This is a genomic window from Laedolimicola intestinihominis (assembly GCF_040096155.1).
Classification (GTDB): domain Bacteria; phylum Bacillota; class Clostridia; order Lachnospirales; family Lachnospiraceae; genus Laedolimicola; species Laedolimicola intestinihominis.
In genome coordinates this window covers 1-19,862 of sequence record NZ_JBBMFE010000022.1, presented here as the reverse complement: position 1 = coordinate 19,862, position 19,862 = coordinate 1, and the positions used below count along the sequence as shown (strand labels likewise).

20 protein-coding genes are annotated in these 19,862 nt (G+C 51.6%); 1 reads left to right on the top strand and 19 read right to left on the bottom strand.

The features are described 5' to 3' along the window. Positions 1 to 52: 52 nt before the first annotated feature. From WMO29_RS16100 to WMO29_RS16010, 19 genes are all read right to left on the bottom strand, one after another. Positions 53 to 1,525 carry a glycosyltransferase family 39 protein gene (locus WMO29_RS16100; RefSeq protein ID WP_349165490.1) on the bottom strand — a complete coding sequence of 491 codons (1,473 nt, stop codon included), beginning with the start codon at positions 1,523 to 1,525 and terminating at the stop codon, positions 53 to 55. A gap of 3 nt (positions 1,526 to 1,528) precedes the next feature. Then, a complete protein-coding gene (gene arcC / locus WMO29_RS16095) occupies positions 1,529 to 2,470 on the bottom strand; it encodes a carbamate kinase (RefSeq protein ID WP_349165489.1) in 942 nt (313 codons plus the stop codon). Positions 2,471 to 2,547: 77 nt separating this feature from the next. After that, positions 2,548 to 2,835 (bottom strand): DUF6506 family protein, encoded by a 288-nt coding sequence (locus WMO29_RS16090; RefSeq protein ID WP_178038481.1) that lies wholly within the window; start codon positions 2,833 to 2,835, stop codon positions 2,548 to 2,550. Between the two features lie 39 nt (positions 2,836 to 2,874). Beyond that, on the bottom strand, positions 2,875 to 3,705 hold the full coding sequence (locus tag WMO29_RS16085; RefSeq protein ID WP_178038482.1) for a class II fructose-bisphosphate aldolase: 831 nt from the start codon (positions 3,703 to 3,705) through the stop codon (positions 2,875 to 2,877). Between the two features lie 16 nt (positions 3,706 to 3,721). Then, positions 3,722 to 4,498, bottom strand: a complete 777-nt coding sequence (locus WMO29_RS16080) for a Na-translocating system protein MpsC family protein (RefSeq protein ID WP_178038483.1) — start codon at positions 4,496 to 4,498, stop codon at positions 3,722 to 3,724. Between the two features lie 3 nt (positions 4,499 to 4,501). Further along, positions 4,502 to 5,545, bottom strand: a complete 1,044-nt coding sequence (locus WMO29_RS16075) for a sensor histidine kinase (RefSeq protein WP_349165487.1) — start codon at positions 5,543 to 5,545, stop codon at positions 4,502 to 4,504. A gap of 94 nt (positions 5,546 to 5,639) precedes the next feature. Further along, a complete protein-coding gene (locus tag WMO29_RS16070) occupies positions 5,640 to 6,674 on the bottom strand; it encodes a zinc-binding dehydrogenase (protein ID WP_178038485.1) in 1,035 nt (344 codons plus the stop codon). 3 nt (positions 6,675 to 6,677) lie between these two features. Beyond that, positions 6,678 to 7,862: an iron-containing alcohol dehydrogenase gene (locus WMO29_RS16065; protein WP_349165486.1), complete on the bottom strand. Its 1,185-nt coding sequence runs from the start codon at positions 7,860 to 7,862 to the stop codon at positions 6,678 to 6,680. Positions 7,863 to 7,888: 26 nt separating this feature from the next. Further along, a complete protein-coding gene (locus WMO29_RS16060; RefSeq protein ID WP_178038487.1) occupies positions 7,889 to 8,728 on the bottom strand; it encodes a PTS system mannose/fructose/sorbose family transporter subunit IID in 840 nt (279 codons plus the stop codon). A gap of 2 nt (positions 8,729 to 8,730) precedes the next feature. Continuing rightward, positions 8,731 to 9,483: a PTS mannose/fructose/sorbose/N-acetylgalactosamine transporter subunit IIC gene (locus WMO29_RS16055; protein ID WP_349165485.1), complete on the bottom strand. Its 753-nt coding sequence runs from the start codon at positions 9,481 to 9,483 to the stop codon at positions 8,731 to 8,733. Positions 9,484 to 9,498: 15 nt separating this feature from the next. Further along, positions 9,499 to 9,975: a PTS sugar transporter subunit IIB gene (locus WMO29_RS16050; protein WP_178038489.1), complete on the bottom strand. Its 477-nt coding sequence runs from the start codon at positions 9,973 to 9,975 to the stop codon at positions 9,499 to 9,501. A 23-nt stretch (positions 9,976 to 9,998) separates the two neighbouring features. Beyond that, positions 9,999 to 10,412 carry a PTS sugar transporter subunit IIA gene (locus WMO29_RS16045; protein WP_349165483.1) on the bottom strand — a complete coding sequence of 138 codons (414 nt, stop codon included), beginning with the start codon at positions 10,410 to 10,412 and terminating at the stop codon, positions 9,999 to 10,001. Between the two features lie 353 nt (positions 10,413 to 10,765). Beyond that, positions 10,766 to 10,972 (bottom strand): hypothetical protein, encoded by a 207-nt coding sequence (locus tag WMO29_RS16040; protein WP_178038491.1) that lies wholly within the window; start codon positions 10,970 to 10,972, stop codon positions 10,766 to 10,768. A 25-nt stretch (positions 10,973 to 10,997) separates the two neighbouring features. Continuing rightward, entirely contained in the window at positions 10,998 to 11,762 is a 765-nt protein-coding gene (locus WMO29_RS16035; protein ID WP_178038492.1) for a type III pantothenate kinase, read from the bottom strand. After that, the gene (locus WMO29_RS16030; protein ID WP_178038493.1) at positions 11,759 to 13,048 is read right to left on the bottom strand and encodes an AI-2E family transporter; all 1,290 of its coding nucleotides are present in this window, start codon (positions 13,046 to 13,048) and stop codon (positions 11,759 to 11,761) included. Before WMO29_RS16030 ends, WMO29_RS16035 begins: the two co-directional genes overlap by 4 nt. Before the next feature lie 35 nt (positions 13,049 to 13,083). Then, complete coding sequence (locus WMO29_RS16025) at positions 13,084 to 15,111, bottom strand: penicillin-binding transpeptidase domain-containing protein (RefSeq protein ID WP_349165481.1); 2,028 nt, start codon at positions 15,109 to 15,111, stop codon at positions 13,084 to 13,086. Between the two features lie 45 nt (positions 15,112 to 15,156). Next, complete coding sequence (locus WMO29_RS16020) at positions 15,157 to 15,807, bottom strand: hypothetical protein (protein ID WP_349165480.1); 651 nt, start codon at positions 15,805 to 15,807, stop codon at positions 15,157 to 15,159. A gap of 52 nt (positions 15,808 to 15,859) precedes the next feature. Continuing rightward, entirely contained in the window at positions 15,860 to 18,073 is a 2,214-nt protein-coding gene (locus tag WMO29_RS16015; RefSeq protein ID WP_349165478.1) for a M56 family metallopeptidase, read from the bottom strand. Continuing rightward, on the bottom strand, positions 18,070 to 18,450 hold the full coding sequence (locus WMO29_RS16010) for a BlaI/MecI/CopY family transcriptional regulator (RefSeq protein WP_349165477.1): 381 nt from the start codon (positions 18,448 to 18,450) through the stop codon (positions 18,070 to 18,072). The genes WMO29_RS16015 and WMO29_RS16010 overlap by 4 nt, the downstream gene beginning before the upstream one ends. A 178-nt stretch (positions 18,451 to 18,628) precedes the next feature. Here WMO29_RS16010 and WMO29_RS16005 point away from each other — a divergent pair, with 178 nt between their 5' ends. Beyond that, the gene (locus tag WMO29_RS16005) at positions 18,629 to 19,645 is read left to right on the top strand and encodes an alpha-hydroxy-acid oxidizing protein (protein WP_349165476.1); all 1,017 of its coding nucleotides are present in this window, start codon (positions 18,629 to 18,631) and stop codon (positions 19,643 to 19,645) included. The last annotated feature ends 217 nt before the right edge of the window (positions 19,646 to 19,862 follow it).

The following is a 19,862-nucleotide window of genomic DNA, read 5'->3' as shown; positions in this document are numbered from 1 at the left end:
TTCACATCCTGTACTCATTTTTGTTTTCCTTATTTATCCGGTTTTTCTGTTTTCATTTGCCCGCTTTTTTCACCGGAAGCAAAAACCGGATTCCCTGGATTCCGTCTATCCCCAGCAAAATGAATATCGGAACAAAATTCACAAGATACCGGGAGCGGGTTTCCCAGATCAGCAGGAACAGGAACAGGCCGAAGACTGCTATCTGCATGGCCTGTATCTCCCGTGTTTCGCATTTCCCGAAGAAATTCACAAGCAGCGACAAGAGGATTCCGCCAAGCAGAAGAAGCTGTACTGCATTGCAATACCGATAAGTTTTCGCGTAATCCGCGCCGTCATACAGAAACCGGGAATGGAGCCGACTTTCCCGCAGGGGATCCCGCTTCAGCTTCTCCGGAGCGAAATACACGCCATCGCCCCAGGTAAATACAATCTTGCTGTCCAGGTGCTGGCGCAGGCCTTCGTTTCCATATTCTTCCAGTTTTTCTTTGATATATGTACGATCCGTTTCCTGCTTTTCCGCTTTTCCCTCCACAGAAGCCGTCATCCAGTACACGTTGGCGTCGTAGCCGCCCACGCCGGTCAGTCCAAGCGCCAGCCAGTGCTCCACCGGGAATTCATTTTGATAGGAATCCGTCGCGTCAAAAAAGGGCATTTTCTGTGGAATTACCGTAAGCGCTCCTACCAAAGCCAGGAACGGGATTAGAAGCAATAAGCTCTTTTTCATCCGTTCCGCGGCTTCCTCCTTTCCCAGCCAGATATGAATCAGAAGCGCTATCAGAATCACGCCCAGGCTTCCCTTTACCTTATATCCCACTGCAAGCACGGCAGCCGTCAGAAGCAGGAACCGGGCGTCCTTCTTCCGAAGCTGATAGGACAGAAAACAGCCTGTCACAAAGGGCAGGGCAAAGGTATCCGTATAAAAAATCGCAGCATGCATATAGAAGGGCAGAAAACAGGCGCAGACCACCAGCGCAAGCCATGCCAGCCGCCCGCCGTAAAGCTGTTCTGCCAGCAGAAACAGAAAAGCAATGCCCAGCACAATCAGACCCACATTCAGCAGCACGCCCAGGGTAATGTAGGAGCATAAGCCCCCGAATATTTTAAAAAATACGGCCAGGAACATGCAGACCGCCACATTATTGGGATAGGTGGTAAAATACCAGTTGCTGCTTTCCGAAAACGCGCCGTCCTCCGCAATTTCCACCGCTCCCTGGTAGACGGATCCGAAATCCCAGCCCGGGTAAACCCGAAGCTGTAAGCCGCAATAGAGTAATCCTGCCGCCATCAAAAGCAGGAGCGTCAGAGACGCTCCCCGCCAGAATCTTTTTTCATTTTTAAGCCGCCCGGACAATTTCTCTGTCAGAAATGTCAAAAGCAGGAAAACCGCCAGAAGCCCCAGAGCCAGAAGTACGATTTTCTTTGTCTCATTTAAGGAAACTGCGGCCATATAACAGATCCGCAGCCACACCAGTGCCGCTCCGCCGGAAAATAAGCCGACGCATATCTTCTGTATCTTCGCAGACATAAATTACTGTGCCTCTCTGATAATTGTTCCGGTCTTCTCGTGAAGGGCCTCTTTTGCCTTCGCCAGATCCGCAATCACCGCCACCCGGCCCGGACGGCCTGCCACAAAGGAAGCGCCTGCCGCCATCTTCGGAAGTACGGACGCCCGCGGAAACTGTCCTGCTGCCGCGTAGGACTCCACTTCTTCCGGTGTTACCTTATCCAGCTCTTTCTCACGGTCTGTACCATAATTGATACAGATCTTATTCTCTCCGGTCAGAATCATCAGCATGTCCGCGTCCAGAAGCTCCGCCAGTTTTCCGCTGGCATAATCCTTCTCAATGACGGCGCTGGCACCCTTTAAGTGGCCGCGCTGGCGAAGCACCGGAATTCCGCCGCCTCCGCAGGCGATGACTACCTGATCCGCGTCCAGCAGTGTGCGGATCGCGTCGATTTCCACGATATCCGTGGGCTTCGGAGCCGCAACCACACGGCGGAAGCCTTTTCCTTCCTCTTCCACCACAAAGTTTCCCTTTTCTTCTTCTGCCTCAGCCTCTTCTTTTGTCATATAACGGCCAATCACCTTGATAGGCTCCGCAAATGCCTCGTCGTAGGGATCTACCACTACCTGGGTAATGATGGTGCTGACGGTCTTCAGAATGCCTCTTCCCAGAAGCTCTTCCCGGATGGCGTTCTGCAGGTCATATCCGATATAGCCCTGGCTCATGGCCGAGCAGACCGACATGGGCGCGAAGGTGTAATTTTCGTGCTCTTTTCCGAACTCATTGAGAGCCGTATGAATCATGCCCACCTGGGGCGCGTTGCTGTGGCTGATGGCTACCTGACAGCCCTCCTCCACCAGATCTGCGATAGCTTTCGCCGCATTCTTTACTGCCACCTGCTGCTCCGGCAATGTGGTTCCCAGTGCTTTATGTCCCAAAGCAACTACTACTTTTTTCTTTTCCATAATCCGTCACCTCGCTGTATTAGACTTTAGGGTTATTATAGTTGTTTTACAGCTAAAAAGCAACGGGAAATCCGGGACTACTTTTTAGAAAATACCTTTGCGTACAATTCGTCCTGCTCCGGCAGATGCGTTATATATCCAATCGGGATCTCATTTCCGGTGGCTTCTATGATTGCCTTCGCTCCTGCAGAGCCAAAACCGCCGCACAGCTCAATACAATTTACGCCTTCTTTTATCAGCTCGTTCGCCACTGTGCAGGCTGTTTCCAGATCCTTCACCCCCACAATCCGGGCTTTTCCATCCTGAATTTCTGCTCTGTCCGTTTTTTCATCGTAACGTCCCATAATTAAATATGCATATTTCATATCGTTTTTTCCAATCCGGTGCAATCAGCTTCCGGCTTCTCATGCTTTTCCTTCTGAACCGCACAGCGTCATATAATGGGCCGCCACGTTCTTGTAGCCTTCATACAGCAGCGGATACATGGCGTAAGCGCCCATGCCGTCCTTGCACTTTTCGTTCAGGTTCGCAATAGCGCCCCGTTTCAGGTCATTGGAGATATTCAGCTTGCAGATGCCCATCTGGCAGGCCTTCTTCAGGTTCTCGTCTCCGGTACCGGATCCCCCATGCAGTACCAACGGAACCGGAACCTTTTCCCGGAGCTCTGCCAGCAAATCAAACTGGAGCTTCGGCACGCCGCTGTATACGCCGTGAGCTGTTCCGATAGCGACCGCCAGAGCGTCCACGCCTGTCCGCTCTACGAATTCAATTGCTTCCTCCGGAACGGTGAAGCCACCGGTTCCGTCCGTCTCGTACTGATTTGCCATACCCACATGACCCAGCTCTGCTTCTACGCCCACGCCTACTGCATGCGCTACCTTTACAATCTCGCTTACCTGGGCGATATTTTCCTCAAAGGGAAGGGTCGAACGATCCACCATCACGTCGGTAAAGCCCGCGCGTATGGCCCACATGGCCTCCGCGTAGGTTCCGCCATGATCCTGGCACATGGCCACCGGCACCTTCGCGCGGATAGCCAGATCTTCCACAATTCTTCCAAAATAATGGATATCCGGGTTTACTTTATATAGTGCAATCATGATCAGCGGAGATTTTTTTTCCTCAGCCGCCTGAATCGCCGCCCGCACGGAATGCTCATTTTCCACTGCTATCGCCGGCACACAGTAATGTCCTTCTCTCGCTTTTTTCATCAGTTCTATCATAGAAATATACATAAGCTTATCCTCCCGACTAATAAATCTTAAGTTCAAACTGCAGGTCGTCCCTGTTTTCTTTCGCGTTGCAGGTCACATGACGGAGCATCACATCCATTCCCAGCTGCCCGGACATGGCCTTTTCCATCCTCTCTTTCCGATCCAGGTAGAATACCTCTCTTGTGTAGCTGATCATGCGGTAATTCTTCTCATTGGCTATCATGCTCAGTTCCATTTTCGTCAGAACTGAATCCAGCGTGACCTTCACAATGGTTCCCTGAATAAATACTTTTACGACCTGCGGTCCCTTTCCTGTCTCCTCTTTCAGAAGCGTAGCAAAAATCTGCTTGATATCCGCCTCCTTTTTCAGTTTTTCCTCTCTGTCCACAATCAATCCGGAGCCCGTCAGGATTCCGTCCTGAATCTTCAGCACCTGAACTGATACCTCACTGAGTGCGCCCAGAAGGGCCTCCGTGTCGATGGGCTTTACAATGTACTTGTTGATGCCCACATCGACTGCTTTCAAAATGACCTCCTTATCGTCAAAGGCCGTCGTAATAATAATCGGCGTCTCCCGATCCGTTTCCCGAATCTTCCGGCTCATCTCAATTCCGCCCATCAGCGGCATCTTCAAATCCGTAATAATCACATCCGGATCCACGCTTTCGTACGCCTTAATTCCCAGCTTTCCGTTATTGGCCGTATAGACCTTGCCGCACCGTCTGCGAAGCATGATTTCCATCTGACGTAAGGTATCCAGATCGTCCTCTACCAACAATACTCTGAGATTTGAAAGATAGCTTTTCTTATCCATAACTCACCCTCCATATTTCGGCAGAGTAATCAGGAATTCTACGCCCTCTCCTCTGTTCTGAACCGTCAGATCCCCGTGAAAATCTTTTCGTATGGTATTTCTGGCTATTGGAAGTCCCAATCCGGATCCCTTGTCCCCTTTGCCGGAACAGTACATCTCGAATATTTTTTTCTGATCCTTTTCTTTGATGCCTCCCGCGTTATCCCAAACCGACAGTATGATGCCATCAGCTGTCTCTCTTCCCTCAATCTCAATGACGCCGATCCAGTTTTTTTCTGTTGCCTCTTCTTCCCGTTCCACGATAGCATCCACCGCATTATCCACCAGATTCATAATAGCCTGAATCAAAATGCTCTTTTTCCCGAATATCTCCAAATCCGCCTCTATCCGCACTTCGCAGAGAATGTTATTTTCCCGGATTCTCGTGGCGAAGATATTCAGCACGTACTGCACGGCTTCCTCCAGACTGAAGAAGCTGTTGCAGCCGTCGTGTGCCAGCACACTGCGGAATTCCGTGATGGTATCCGAAAGCAGCCTGACGGTCTCTTTTGCCTCTCCGGACAATTCCAGAACCGTAACCTCGTCTTCCTCGCCGCTTAAAATGCTGTCCTCCAGATTTGAAATTAAAAGCATCAGCCGGTTCAGCGGCTGTTTCCACTGATGAATAATGTCTGTTGTCACACGTCCCACCGATGTATATTTTGCATATCGCATTACTTCGTTATTCTTTTCTGTCAGCCGGGCTTCATACTGCTTGACCAGGCGGTCCCGGCTGATGACGTCATTTTCATGGAGTACAAACATCACAAGAATCAAAACCAGATTCAGCGCCAGACAAATCGCAATGCAGATAGAATCGGTCTTGTAATATTGCTCCATAATCTGTGCTGCCCCTGCTGCATGTTCCAGCTGAAGCTGTGCTGCCAATACCCGCGCTTTCTTATAAACCGGCGTATATAAGGACATAATCATAGCCAGCTCCGCAAGCGTATTCAGAAGAAATGTCACGATGATGATCTCGCGGCTGTACTTATACACTTTTTCCATTGTCTGCTCCTCCTGATGTCCGTTATGTCTTTTTCTTATCATTGTATCACACTTTCTAACATAAGCATACATTTACCAGGAGGACAGGACGGTCTTAAAAACGAATCATAACACGGTAAGTCTCCGGACTTAAGGCACGTTCAAAGGCCTTGTCCGCTTCTTCCATGGAATAGCTCTCAGTCAACAGCGGAGCCAGATCCACAATCTTCTTGGACAGAATGCGGGCAGACGTATCAAAGGCCTTGATGCTGGGGCTCTTGGAACCGGTGATAATAATCTCGGAATTGTGGATGTAGTTCGGGCTTACCTCGATGGGGTTATCCGGATGCATGGAGCTGTACTGAACCATCCGACCCATCATAGCTGTCATCTCAATGGCCTGAGAAGTCAATGCCGTAATCGGGGTAGTATTAAATACAACGTTCGCGCCCTCTCCGCCGGTCAGCTTTTTCACTTCCGCCACCACGTCTACTTCCTTCGGATTCAGAACAATATCTGCGCCATAGCTCTTCGCCACTTTTTCTCTTGCCGGATCCGGCTCACTCAAAATGACTCGCGCGCCGGACATTTTTGCCGCAATCACATGCAGGATGCCCATAACGCCGCCGCCGATCACAACCACATCGTCGCCCAGCTCGATTTTTCCACGTTCAATACTGTTCAGGACACAGGCAAAGGGTTCTACAAATACGGCCTGCTCGTAAGCGATATCGTCCGAGAGCAGGAAGGTCTGATTTGCGTCCACAGCAATATATTCGCCCAAGCCGTTCGGTGTCAGGGTGCCTGCCGCCGCTGCGGATTTTGCGTACGCGCCCTTACACAGATTCTCCTGACCGTGACGGCAGTAATAGCAGACGCCACAGTTTTTCAATACTCTGGCTGCCGCCTTAGAGCCTATCGGGAATAACTTCGGATCCACATCAGCTCCTACTTCTTCGATCACGCCGGCCAGCTCATGACCGCCCACATAGGGAAGCGTTTTCTTCGTCATCTGGGTAAATACACGCTGCTCAAAAGTACACAGCGCGCAGGCATGGATGCGAATCAGAACCTGATTCGGTCCAGGCACCGGTTTGGGAATATCGAAGATTCCTGTTTTCCGCTCCTCTACAATTGCTACAACCTTCATTTTTTATTCCTCCTTTAATCCGTAATAAGACATCCGGTACAGTCCCTCCAGACTGTCATCCCCCTTGAATCCTGCAATCCAGTAAATGTGTCCGATCTCTTTTACCATCTCGATGTACTGCGGCAGATTCGCGAAGAATTCTTCCTCCGGAATACCCGTCTCCTTCAAAGTTTTCGGCATACCCAGTTCATCATATAATTTCCAGATATAATCAATCAGGTTTCTCTGCTTCTCGTAAGCCGTCTCGCCCGGCATCCCCATCTGCTCCGCGATATCCAGATAATGATTCTGCTCTATCAGATACAGCATGGTGTAGGGCAGGAAAATACCGATAACCTCGCCGTGAGGAATATGATAAGCCTTCGCGAACATATCCAGCTTATGCTCCAGTCCGCCGCCTGCGTTTTCTATCTCGTCTCCGGCCAGGTACGCACACACATGCATCAGCGCTCTGGCGTCCTTCTCCCCTTTGTAGGATTTGGGCAATGCCTTCAGAATCTGAATGGCTGTCTGGGTGCAGAGCATATGATCCAGCTGATTACAGTTCTGGGTGGACAATGCGCCCACCACATGGGCCAGCGCATCCACACCAGAATTTACGATTACCTTGGGTGGAAGGGAATCCAGTAAGGAAAAGTCAAGGAACGCTTCCTTCGGACGGATTTTCTGATTGATTAATAATGCCTTGGTTCCGTCGTATTTCTTATAGACTGCCGCTCCGGTGGCCTCCGCTCCGGTTCCGCTGGTGGTGGGAACCGTAATCAGGGTCGCCTTGCCCGGGAAGTCCGGTAAATCAGTCAGAATCGTGTCCCAGGTAAGCTCCGGGCACTCGTAGAAGGCCCACAGCGCCTTGGCTGTATCCATGGTGGATCCGCCGCCAATGGCCAGGATATATCGCGGTCCATACTCGCGGATCACCGGAATAAACGGGTCGATGGCTTCATAAGAAGGCTCTGCTTTCACGTCACAGATAACCTTGAAATCTTTTCCTGCCAAAATTTCTGTGGTCAGCCGCTGAAACATCGGGGTCGTCATCAGATAGGTATCCAGAATGATGACAATTTTCCCGCCTGTGTAATTTTTCAGCTGTTCCAGCGCGCCGTCACCCATGGTTACCTGCAGGGTACTTTTATGCATGGTCAGCTTTTTTTCTTCCAGAACATAGTACGGATTTGGTCTGTGCCCCATCCTTCATTCCTCCATTTCATCGTGTTTTAAATCAATCCGATAATACCAAGCACTGCACCGACAACGATCAGAATTCCCATCATCTTCAGCGCGGAAATATCTTTTTTCTTCATACCGGTATATACCAGTAACGTCAGTACCATCGGAAGCATCTTCGGCATAATCGCGTCGAAGAAATTGGTCTGCAGATCAAAGGTTCCTGTAGTCATTTCGAAAGAAACCGTTGTGCTTAAGCTTACAAAGTTTGCTACCAGCGCACCCATTACGGTACATCCCATAATACCCGCTCCGGAGATAATCTTGCGGATAACGCCGCTCTCAATAAAGTTCAGAATCGCCTCGTCGCCTTTTTTATAGCCAAGCATATAGCACTCATAGCCAAGCACCAGAATAATTCCAATAAAGAGTACCAGGTAAAGCACCGGCCCTAAGAGGTTGCCATCGATGGCAAGACCAAGGCCCATGGACAGAAGCAGCGGAGACAGAATCGCCTGGATAAAAGTATCGCCGATTCCGGAAATGGGACCCATCAGACCATATTTGATAGAAGCCATGGCGTCCTCGCCTGCCAGTTCCTTCTCGCCGGAAGCGATACGCTCCTCCATGGCCGCGCACAGACCTACAATCATACTTCCCAGACGGGGCTCGGTATTGAAAAATGCGGTGTGGCGCTGCAGAGCTTCCGTTCTTCCTTCCACATCGTCCTTGTCATAGATGTCATTGATAATCGGAGCCATGGCATGCAGGAAACCGATTCCCTGGAGACGCTCATAGTTGTAACAGCTGTGCGCCATGAATAACCAGTTCAGAAAACTTTTTAATACGGCCTTTTTCGAAGCTTTTTTTACAGTTGTATTCTCACTCATACCTATACCTCCTCACTTGCATCATTTTTAAGCTGCATATAGATAATAGCCATCAGTGCCGCTAGGCAGCTGACTGCGATCAGATTCAGATTGAAGTATACAACCAGCAGGAATCCGATGAAGAAGAAGTATCTTGCGTCGCCCTTGAAGATGGCCTTCATGTTCATGGCGATTCCGATAGCCGGAAGGATGCCGCCGATGGCGCTCAGGATCGGAAGAATCCGGGTGCCTTCGCATGCATTTACCAGACCCTGTACCGCGTCGATTCCGAAGTAACAGACCATCGTACAGGGAATCACGTAAATCGCTGCCAGGATAATCTGAGGAAGCAACACATTCGCGATCCAGATTTTATCCGCCTTGCCTTCTGCCGCGTATTTATCTGCCAGATGGGTAAAGGGTACTGCGCTTACCATTCGCAGCTGATAGAAAATCGTGCCAACCAGGCCGATGGGAACTGCGATAGCTACCGCTTCCTGCGCGGAAAGTCCCGTCAGAATCGCAGTGGCTGTACCTACGATACCGGCCAGTGAAGAGTCAGCCGGATAAGAACCGCCTGTAGACATCAGACCCAGATAGATCATCTGAATCGTCGCGCCTACCACAGTACCGGTAATCGGATCGCCCAGAATCAGACCTACAAAGAATCCAAGAACCATGGGACGTCCAAATGTATAGAAACCTATTCCACATACCCAGGGGCCTGCGTTCAGATAATAGAAAACGCCACATAAAATTGCCTGCCATAATGCCATAACACATTACCTCCTCTAAAATAATTTTTCTACGTTGATAGCGCGCTCTGCCGGAACCAGTTGAAACTCCATTGGTACTCCCTTTGCCACAATGCGTTTCATGCATTCCACTTCTTCGTCCGTAGCCGCCACATTTTTGTTAAACTTTTTCCGCTTCGGGGTCAGTCCCATGCCGCCCAGCACGATCTTCTGCATGGGAATTCCAGCGTCAATCAGCGCTTCCAGAACCAGCGGAACTTTTACAAGAATGACAATATTTTCTCCGGGTACTGCGTCCTGTTTCAGTTCCGTCTCTGCGTCCGCCACGGTCATGACCTCTACTTTTACTCCCGGCGGCGCCGCTGCTTTCAAAATTCGCATCATCATCCGATCATTAACCAGCTTATCGTCCACAATCAGAATCCGGTTTCCGTTTGTGTCCTTTATCCACTGAGTTACCACCTGTCCATGGATCAGACGATCATCGATACGAATTAACACTATGTTTTTCATTCGCATCCACCTCCTTCCTCTTTTTAAAACGCTGTATCCAATTCATATAACAATTGATTTACATCCACCATTGTTTCCTTTGTACTTAACAACAGGTCCTGACAGACCTCATCCAGCGACTCATATGCACGTCTGGAAAAAATCTCAAGAACCATCGGCAGATTCATTCCTGTAAAGTGCCGGAACTCATAATATCCCATGGCCCCCACGGTAACATTGAAGGGGCTGCCTGACTGCATATCCGTCAATACGAGCACGTCGCTCTCTTCCAGCTTATTCCGAATCTCTTCCTCCACCCTTTCCCGGAATAAATCTACGCTGTCACCCAGATACAGTCCAAAACAGGTTACGTGTTCCTGTTCACCTACGATCATTTGCGCCGTTTCCAGCATGGCCTTCGACAGGGGCCCATGTGAAATTAGAATAATCTCGAACATTCTCCTTCTCCCGTCCTTTTTCCGGTTTTCAACATACAAAAAGCCAGTATCCTACCTTTCTCGATAGAATACTGGCTCCATTTTGCTAAACAACCTTGTTTTCAAAACAGTCCGTCAGTACGAACAATGTATGTTCTTCCGTTTTCTGTTGATAAACTCACTATACACGATTTTTTCTTTCCAGTCAAGTTCGATTAGCATTTTCGTCGTATTTCATCTATTTTATCAAGGTTTTTTGTGCATATTTCCGGATTATCTTTATTATTTTTTCACAATTTCAATTTCTTTTTGCATTACTGTACAGAAGCAATGTCAAACCTTCCATCGCGTACGACTGTGAGCTCAGCCTGCTTTTACAGATAATTCTGCTGACATTTAATGCAGGCGCTGTTTCTGCTGCAATGAAAATCCTCTATGAGATCGTCCACCCGGCTGCAGCTGGCCGCGATGAAGGTAACCGTATGTTTTACTTTGGATGAGTCCACAGGACATCTCGTCTCAAAGACCTGCGTATATCTCCGATCCTCTTCCCTGGCATTTTCTTTTCTGTTCTCTGTCATGGTCATTCTCCTCACAAGGGCGGGCTTACTGATTTCTCCGGTAGATAAGTTTTAAGCCCTTTAAAAGCAGTGCGTCGTCCAGCTTAAGCTTTCGCCTGCAATAGGGCGCAATGTACCTGGCCATACCGCCTGTGGCTACCACAGACACCTGCTGGCCCAGTTCCTCCTCGATGAGTCCAATCATACCGTCCACGCAGGCCGCGTTTCCATAGAGGACGCCGCTCTTCATGCAATCCACAGTGTTGCTGCCGATGAACTTTTTCGGCGGATCCAGGCTGATCTTCGGAAGCTGGGATGTACGGCTGATCATGGCGTCCAGGGCCACGCCCACGCCCGGCATAATCATGCCGCCCATAACCTGCTTCTTCTCATTGACTACAGTAAAAGTGGTAGCTGTTCCCAGATCCACCACTACCAGCGGACAGGGATATTCCTCAATGGCTGCCACCGCGCCTACCACCAGGTCGGAGCCCAGCTGGGCCGGATTATCGATACGGATGTCCAGGCCGGTCTTGACGCCCGGTCCCACCACCAGCGGCTCCCGGCCTGTCACCTTGCCCGCAGCCCGGCGCATCACACCGGTCAGAGGCGGTACCGCCGACGAGAGAATTGCTCCGGCCAGTTCCTTTTTATCAATTCCATATATCTCCAGAACCGTCTTAATGCTGATGGCATACTCCAGCTCTGATTTCTTCGTATCTGTGTGAAGCCGCTCCACGAATACAATCTCATCGTCCCGGATGCAGCCTACCACAATGTAGGTGTTGCCGATATCTACCGCTAAAATCATGGGGTTTCCTCCTGTTCCTCTTTTTTCCGCTCCGGCCTATCCGCATTCTGTACATAACGAAGCTGTCCGCCGTCCTGTTCTATGGATACCAGTTCCTGATAAGTATCCGTGTCCGTCGTCAGCTTTTTCTGCCGCAGCAGATAGTTGGCGCATTTTTTCACCAGGTCGTAGATGACCGCGAAAGCCGGAACACCGATGATCATGCCCACAAATCCCAAGAGACCGCCAAACACCAGAATGGAAAACAGCACCCAGAAGCTGGACAGACCCGTGGAGTTGCCCAGGATCTTCGGTCCCAAAAAATTGCCGTCAAACTGCTGCAAAAGTAAAATCAGGATCAGGAAATACAGACACTGCATCGGATTCACCGTCAACACCAGGATAGCGCTGGGAATCGCCCCGATATAGGGTCCAAAGAACGGGATGATATTAGTCACGCCCACCACCACGCTGATCAGCATGGAATAGGGCAGGTTCAGAATGCTCATAAAGAAGAAACACAGGCAGCCGATAATCAGGGAATCGATAAGCTTGCCGCTGATGAATCCGCCGAACATCCGGTCAATCAGCCGACACTCGTCCAGAATCGCGTTGGCATGCCGTACACTGAATGCACTGTAAATCAGCTTCTTAGCCTGAGCTGCGAATTTTCGGCGGTTGCCCATCATGTAGATGGCGGCAATCAGGCCGATCAGAATATTTTTCATCACGACGATAGCCCCCAAAAGCCCTGCGGAAACACCGCTTACGATGGTCTGCATATTAGGCAGGAGCTTGGTTTCCAGCCAGCTCTCCACATTGACAGAAACCGTATCAATAAACTGGTTTACATAATTCCAAACAATTTCATTGTCCTGCAGATAATTCTGAATCCAGGCCGACCATTTATTAACCATGGACGGGAACGCCGTCACGATGCTGCCGATGCTTAAAAATACCTGCGGCATAACCATAGCAATCAGGAGATAGATCACCAGCAGACTGAACACCATGCTGAGGCCGATGCCTGCCGCCCCGGCGATGCCGTGCGCCTTTTCCGGCTTCTTCATTCTGCTTTCTAAAAAACAAAACAAATGCCGTTCGATAAAATTGCAGACGGGAGTCAGCAGGTAGGCAATCACCGCACCATAGATAAAGGGCATCAAAATTCCCTTCATCAGATTATACGCCGCCACGATCTGGTCGAATCGGTACATGGCGAAAAATACCAGGATGCAGATAATAATAGAACCTGCACCCGCCAGACTTTTATAGAGATATTTTTTCAGTGGTCCGTTATTTTTCATATGCTTCCTGCTTTCCTGTCAGTAATACCTGTCATTTATTTCATATATTCATCAAAGCCCTTCATGACTTTTGGAATCACATAATGGCTTCCACCCCGGCCTTTGACGTCTTCGATCATCATCGTAATCAGCAGCGGCTTCTCCGTGTTTTCCACGCACATACCCACGAACCAGCCAAGCTCCTGACCCTCCGTGTCATCCTTCGAAATCTTCAATTCCGCCGTGCCGGTCTTTCCTGCCATGCGGAAGGCATCCCGCTGTGCCGCATGGGCCGTACCGGCGCTATCCTCCACCACCTGATAGAGATCCGCCAGCACCGTATCTGCTGCCTCTTTGGTGAACACGCCCTCTTTCCAGTATGTGGCGCTCTCGCCGTCCAGCAGATAAGGCTTCACCATATTACCTCCATTTACCAGAGCGGAATAAATGCTGCTTAAGTGAATCGGGTTCACCAGTATCTTGCCCTGTCCGTAGCCGCTGTCCGCCAGTTCTGTCTCGGACGCGATCCTGCCATCGCTTCCATAGCCGGACGCCGTCGCCGCGAAATCAAAGGGCAGCTCCTCCCCAAAGCCCAGGGAATCCAGACCCTTCATAAAGTCTTTCTCACCCAATGCGCAGGCTGCCTTTGCGAAATAGATATTGTCAGAATGCACCAAGGCATTTTCCAGATTCTTCACCGGATAATCCACCAGGGTAGTCACATAATAATCGCCCCAGCTCGAGTCCTTCTGCCATTTTAAGCCGTCATTCTTCACATCCTCGTCCGGGTTAAGCGTTCCCGCTGTCAGACCCAGAGCCGCCACCACGGGTTTGAAGCTGGATCCGGGCGTCCAGGCCGCCAAATAACGGTTATACAGTGGCTGGGACTCGTCAGAATTCAGCGCCTCCCACGCGCTGGCAGTATAACCCATAACGAAATCATTGGGATCGTAAGCCGGTGTGCTGACCAACGCCCGCACTGCTCCGGTAGTGGGATCCATGGCAACCGCGCAGCCCTCGTCGCCCTCCATCTCCTGATAAAGATACTGCTGCAGGGTGATGTCGATGGTCAGCTTCACATCCTGTCCATCCTCCGCCGGCTTCTCCAGCACCACATCTTTCACTTCGCCCAGCTGATTCCGGATCTCTATAGTATAGCCATCCTTCGGACGAAGCTGCTCCTCATAGATGCGCTCTGCGCCTGCCTTGCCGATGATGCTGTTTCTATTATACCCCTGCCCTGTTCTTTTTTCCAGTTCTTCCGCCGTAATATTCTGTACATAGCCGGTGAGCTGGGCTGCCTTTTCACCAAAGGGATAAAACCGCACCTTCGTGTCCGAAATCATCACACCCGGAATTTCCAGCAGCTTTTCTTTCAGCTCCATGGCGTCCTTGGCTACGGTCCGAAGCGGCACAAAGGTATCGTCCCGCACCCAGCCTGCGCTTAAGGCCTTCTCTATCTTCTCCGTACTGATTTCCAGAAGCTCCGACAGCTGCGCGATGGCGCCGTCCCGGTCCTCCGGAAGCTTGCCCGGCACCAGACCTACGGAAGAAGCGATACCCTCCCGGGCCAGTTCCACCTGATTGCGGTCATAGATATTGCCACGTTTGGCCTGGGTCGTCACCACCTTGACCGTATCCTCATTATAGAGATTCGGGAAAATGTCCTGGCTATCCCAGCTCATTTTGTAATCCCCATCCTCATTTTGGGTAAAAATGGCTACAGTATCAAAGGACAGCTCCCCGGCAATTGTATCCATAGTCAGAGTATACTTGACCCGCTGAGTCTCCGCCTTTTCATCTTTCTTATCACCCTCGTCCGCAATATCGATTCGGACGTCCGAGGCTTCGATTCCACCATAGATATTTTTATAACGGTTTACATAAGTCTCTTTATCCGTAGTTTCCTGCGCTTCCTTCGTCAGGAAATCATACATATCCGCGTAATCTCCCTGATTCAGAAGATCGATATATTCCGTCAACAGTTCTTCGGGCTGCACCGTCTTTTTCCCGCAGCCTGCCAGAAGTCCCAAGCTCAGGCCGAGGCCAAGCGTCAAAGCTGAAAATGCCGTTCTCCGTTTCATAGAAATCCCCCTTTTTCTTCTGTAAATCTATTGTATTATAAATTCTTATAAAAAGATATCCTCTGTTTTATTTTTCTCTGGCTCCTGCCACTTCTCCGGATACCGCCACTCGTCTATCTTCCAGGATAGCTTTCCGTTATAGGGCGTCGCCGTCCAAACCACCCCTGCGCAGCCCAGAAGCGTTACCGCTGCCAAACATACGGCCACCGGCAGCTTCCAGAAATGCCCTGCCAGCAGTCCCCGCTGAGTCAGCTTCATCCGGAACAACCCTTTCTTCTTTTCCGGCCATTCCGCCATGTCCACCCAGAGGAAGCGGTGCCCCTTTAAGAACAGCCACGCCTGTTCTCCTTTCGTACGGTACCAGCGCATTTCCCCTAGCTTTACCTGGCTGCCATCCACGAAAACCAGACGGTTTTCTTCGATCTCCAGCTTCTTCACGACGCCCGGATAGCTGTTTTTCCGGTATAAATGCCTCTCCCACAGATACCAGAAAAAATACAGGAAAAACAGGAATATACAGCCTGTCAGAACCGGGGTCCTGCGCCGCACACCGCCCAGCCAGCAGAAGCGAAACAGGGTCCGCCAGAACCAGTAATAGACCAGAAGGAACCAGGGGCTGTAAAGCCGTCTGGTCCACAAAAGCCTTCCCATTTTCCGCTTCCAGCGCTTCTCCGTGGCCTTATCTACCATTTCCATCTATCTGTCACCTCCGCCGTCCCCTTGCTTCGCAGCGCCCTTTCTGTGCACTTTACTTCCGATATACCACACCCGTATAACTCCAGCTTTGTCCCAAATCCTCCGACTCATAGCGCAGCTTTGTGCCGCCCAGCTCCGAGTATTCCTCCATGCCCAGATACAGCACCAGCTTGTCTCCCTGCCGCTCAGGCGGATAATAGACCGTGTAGCTTTCCGCGTACTCCACAGCTGGAACCCGGACCGTCAACTGCTTCCAGTTCAGGCCTCCGTCTGTAGTCTGATAACAGCCGTCGCCGCCGGTCACAAAGCCTGCCTGATCCGTCACAAAGGCCGCTCCTGTCAGCAATGAATGACCGCCATCTGCGCTGTACCCCTGCTCCGGCTTCACCTCGAACCAGTTCTCGCCGCCGTCCTCCGTCCGGTAGACAGAGCTCCCCTCCTGGTGCATGGTCCGATCCCCGGTGAAAATCAGAAAGCCGTGCTCCGCATCCGGAAAGTTCAAGAACAGCCGCCGCACGCTGACTGCCTCATTGGTCACGGTAATTGTTTTCCAGTTATTTCCTTTATCATGTGTAAAAGTCACTGCCACGGGAACCTCCATGGACCCGCCGTAGGCAAAGGCCGTTACCTCATCAGACACCACATAGCTCTTTTCCTGCGCGCCGCTGAGCTGCCCATCCATCTGGTCTCCCCGGGCTGTCAGCTTTTCCATGGAAACCGGAACCTCTGTCCAGTTTGCCCCATCGTCCCAGGTCACCCGGGTCACGCCATCCTGCGTGGCCGCCCGGCAGCGATCCTGCTGCCGCAAATCCAGCGTCGCAAGGGATATAAAGGCAGTCTCTGCCTCCTCCGGATAAGCTTCCGCAAAAGCCGCTGTCACGGCCTCCGTCTCCGCCACGCCGACCAGCTCATAGGTATATTCCCCCACGCGCTTCACATGGACCGCCCAGTTATAGTAGCGGTATTCCGTACCATTTTCACCATAGCGCTCGCCCTCCACCGGAAGGCTGTCTGCCGTGCTCTCATCGGCCCACACAATATCCCGGAACAGCAGGCGGCACACATACTCATCCGCATCGCCCGCCAGCAGCGTCCGGTCAATGGTCTCCAGCGTATTATATCCACTAGACTCCTCCGGGTTATAAGCGCTGCCACGCTCCGGATCCTCATAATACATGATGTATCGGTACACAAAATCCGACACTGCGTCCAGATAGGAAGCCCGGGTCTTCACCCGTAGCTGCCAGGGGCCGTCCACCGTCTCCGTCATATCCGCCCACTCCGTCTCCGGATACTGCTCCATGGCGTTCATCCGCCAGTTATAATAATTTTCTCCATCCACCGGCGTAAGCCCTGTCATGGCCGCCACCGCCGTATCTGTGAAGCTGTCCGGCGCGTCATAACCCAGGTACTGATTGACCGCAGCCTCCTGCTGATATGCCTCTTCCCGCACATCCCGGCGTATCGACACGCCCAGAAGTCCGATGCAGACCACAAGCTCCGCCGTCAGGAGCAAAAAGGCCGCCGCTCCTGCCAGGAAGCCCGGCTCCTGCTCCCGGGTCACCACCCGAAGCCTGGCCCGCATGACCGCCTTGCTGTTATAGAAATAAGCCGAATAGGCCTTATTTTTCTCCCGTCCCCGCCGCAGGGAATCCAGCAGGAACTTCGCGTAAGCGTCCCGCTCCGCTTCAGACCTTCCGACCGCCACGCTCTGGTCGCAGGCTACCTCCACGTCCTGAAGGGCTGCATTTTTCAGAAGCCAGACCGCCGGCTGGAACCAGAAGATACAGCTTCCCACTGTGAAAATCAGCTTGTACCAGAGATCCCGTTTTTTCGCATGGGTACACTCGTGCAGAAAAACCATTCTCAGCTCCCCGAAGCTGTAGCGTGTATCCGGAATCAGCATCACCGGAGTGAGAAATCCCAAAAGCATCGGCGTCGTCACTGCGGCACTCTGGTAAAGGGGCGGAACCCGCAAAAGCCCCACCTCCGAGGCTGCCTGCTCGCAGGCGCTGTGAATCCAGCCCTCCTCCACCGTCGCAATCGCCGCAATCGCTTTTCGACGGAACCGCTGATAAGACCCCAACTGCCACAGCCCCAGCAAAAGTGTCCCCACTGCCCAGATCGGAAACAACAATATCAGGCGGCGCACCTGCGGATATTCCCAGCGCAGCACATATAGCCGAACCCCCACGCCCAAATGGAGCAGTGCAAGCTCTGCCAGCAAAATCACCCATAAAATCTTCCGATATTTCGCCTGCCTCATTTGCCACGCTCCCTTCTCTCCCGATCCAGGAAATCCTGCAATTCGTCCAAATCCTCATCAGAAAGCTCATCCCCGCTGCCCAGCGCCGTCATAAAATTCCCCACAGAATTCTGATACAGCCGCTTCCAGATACTGCGGCTTTCCTCCTGTAGATAAGCCTTTTTGGGCACCGCCGCCTCATAGACATTGCTCTTTCCTTCCCGGTACACGTCCACAAAACCCTTATCCTGCAGACGGGACAGGAAGGACAGAATCGTGGTCGCCGAAAGCTTCCGGTCCACCGGCAGTTGATACTCGATCTCCAACCGGGTCACCGGATGCCCGGCGTCCCAGATAATCTGCATCAGTTCCAGCTCGGAATCCGGCAGTCGCTTCATACGCGAAACCTCCTTTCGCATTTCTCCTTCGTAAAACTCTTTATTTCGGCATTTGCCGAATATATATTTTATTCTACATTTGCTGAAGATACCTGTCAACCCTCTCTTGTAAATAAGGGGAATTTATACTATAATCAACAAAGATTTTTCATTACTACATAAAAAAGAGGTACCTGCCATGAACTACAATGAATGCATCGAAAACGCAAGAGGCCGTGTCGGCAAAATCTGCAAGGCCTGTCCCGAATGCAACGGCCGCGCCTGCGGCAACAAAATGCCCGGCCCCGGCTCCAAAGGCATCGGCGACACCGCCATCCGCAACTATAACAAATGGAAGGAAATCCGCGTCCAGATGGACACCCTGGCAGAAAAGCGTCCCATCGACACCAGCCTGAACCTGTTCGGCAAAACCTTCAAATATCCGTTCTTCGCCGGCCCCGTAGGTGCAGTGAATCTCCACTACGGCGACTCCCTGAATGACGTAAGCTACAACGACATTCTGGTATCCGCCTGCGCCGAATTCGGCATTGCAGCCTTCACCGGCGACGGCACCGACAGTAACGTCATGGTAGCAGCCACCAAAGCCATCAAAAACGCAGGCGGCTTTGGTATCCCCACCGTCAAACCCTGGAATATCGAAACCATCCATGAAAAAATGGCTCTGGTACACGACGCCCATCCCTTCGCCGTAGCCATGGACATCGATGCCGCAGGTCTGCCGTTCCTTCAGAACCTGAACCCACCCGCCGGAAGCAAATCCGTGGAAGAGCTTCGCGCCATCCGGGAAGCCGCCGGCGTGCCCTTCATTGTCAAAGGAGTCATGACCGTCAAAGGCGCCCTGAAAGCCAAAGAAGCAGGCGCAGAAGCCATCGTGGTCTCCAACCACGGCGGCCGCGTCCTGGATCAGTGCCCCGCTACCGCGGAAGTCCTGGAAGAAATCGCAGACGCAGTGGGCGACTCCATGAAAATCCTTGTAGACGGCGGCATCCGCTCCGGCACCGACGTCTTCAAAGCCCTTGCCCTGGGCGCCGACGCCGTCATCATCGCCCGCCCCTTCGTCACAGCCGTCTACGGCGGTGCCCGCGAAGGCGTCGAGTCTTACATCAACAAGATCGGCTCCGAACTCAAAGACACCATGGCCATGTGCGGCGTCGCGTCTCTCGCCGAAATCACTCGCGACTGCGTCCGCAGATAAAGCTAAGGAAGTGTAAATCCCGCAATGCGCCGAAGGCGCAAGCGCACACAACTTTACTTGCAAATACAGGAAATACCCTACGGGTATCCCTAGATGCGCTGGAAACATGCACAAACATAGGAAACACCCTACGGGTATCCCTAGATGCGCTGGAAACATGCGCAAACATAGGAAACACCCTACGGGTATCCCTAGATGCGCTGGAAACATGCGCAAA